The sequence below is a fragment of the Nonomuraea zeae genome, from assembly GCF_005889725.1.
GTDB lineage: Bacteria > Actinomycetota > Actinomycetes > Streptosporangiales > Streptosporangiaceae > Nonomuraea > Nonomuraea zeae.
This window is the reverse complement of record NZ_VCKX01000684.1, coordinates 1-1,263: the sequence shown is the minus strand read 5'-3', so window position 1 is coordinate 1,263 and position 1,263 is coordinate 1. Positions and strand designations below refer to the sequence as shown.

The window sequence follows — 1,263 nt, the reverse complement described above, 5'->3', positions numbered from 1 at the left end:
GGTCGACGGGGAAGGGGTAGGAGACGTTCGTGTAGGCGGGTGCGCCGTGGCCGTGCAGCGGCCAGTGGGAGGGGACGGGCAGGTCGTCCCAGCCCGTGTCGTCATAGTCCGGCTGGGCGAAGTCTTCCGGCGCCTGCGCGGTGGGCGAGAGCCGGAAGCGCCACGTGCCGTTGAGGTCGAGGGCGGGGGCGTCGGAGCGGAGCGCTGCCCTGGGTTCGAGTCGGCCCGAACCGGGGGTGAAAGTTTCGAGGTCCATCGTCGCTGAGCCTAGAGGTTCGGGATGATTTCGTCAGCGATGAGGTCGGTGTCCGTACCTGCGGGGGTCTCGCGCCCGGTCACGGCGGCACGCGGTGCCGCCTGGTCAGCTCGCGGACCGACGCGCGCTCGCGGCGCAGCTCGCGGGCCGTCCTGAGGACGAGCCCGGCGAGCGCGGCGCGGTCGGTGCCGGGCCGGAGGAGCGCGCGCATCGTCCAGCCGGCCAGCCTCGGGGCGGTCAGGGCCTGGGACGGGCGGACGATGCGGGAGTAGACGTCCAGGAAGCGCGTCATGAGGGCCGGGTCGGCGCGCAGGGCCCGGTGCATCTCGACGTCCAGCGGCCCGACGGGGTCGCCGCGGCCGGTCCGGTCGGTCCAGTAGTACGTCTCCAGGCACTCCCGGTCGCGCCGCTCCTGCCAGGCCGCGATCGCCCGGTCCACCTCCTTGTCGCGTCCGCCGTCGCCGGGGAACGCGACCGGCAGCTCGCCCAGGGACTCGCCGAGGAGGCGGCCGAAGCGGAGCGCGTCCCTGATGCCCTGCGCGGTCACCGGGTCCTTGAAGTGGCCCGCGTCCCCCGCCAGCGCCCACCCGGGACCGGCCGAGACCCGGAAGTACGATTCGAGCCCCGACGCGGCGAACACCCTGGAACGCCGCTCGCACCCGGACAGCCGCACCGCCAGGTCCGGCAGCAGCTCATCAATCGTCCGTTCGTACTCTTTTTCCGGATATTTTCGGAAGTCGGCGGCCCGGGTCTCCGGCGGCATCAGCAGCACCAGCGTGAGCCCGCCATCGCACGGAAAGGCCGTGCCCAGCTCCGCCCCCTGCCGCCACTGCGCCGCCACCGGCCGCAGCTCCTCGTGCGGATCATCGAAGTAGGCGTAGTAGCAGGCCCGCCCGTCCGGCCTGCGCCGGTACGGCTCCGCCGCCCCGACCAGCCGGGCCACCGCCGAGCGGCGCCCGTCCGCCCCCACGACGACCGGCGCGCGCAACCGGTAGGACCGCCCGTCC

The 1,263-nt window shown here is 74.0% G+C and carries 2 protein-coding genes; both read right to left on the bottom strand.

Annotated elements, in window-relative coordinates:
* On the bottom strand, positions 1–256 hold a 256-nt coding region (locus ETD85_RS62375), incomplete at its 3' end, for a sugar-binding domain-containing protein (RefSeq protein ID WP_138699108.1).
* 79 nt (positions 257–335) lie between these two features.
* A partial coding sequence (locus tag ETD85_RS62370; protein WP_138699107.1) for an NAD(P)/FAD-dependent oxidoreductase occupies positions 336–1,263 on the bottom strand: 928 nt, incomplete at its 5' end.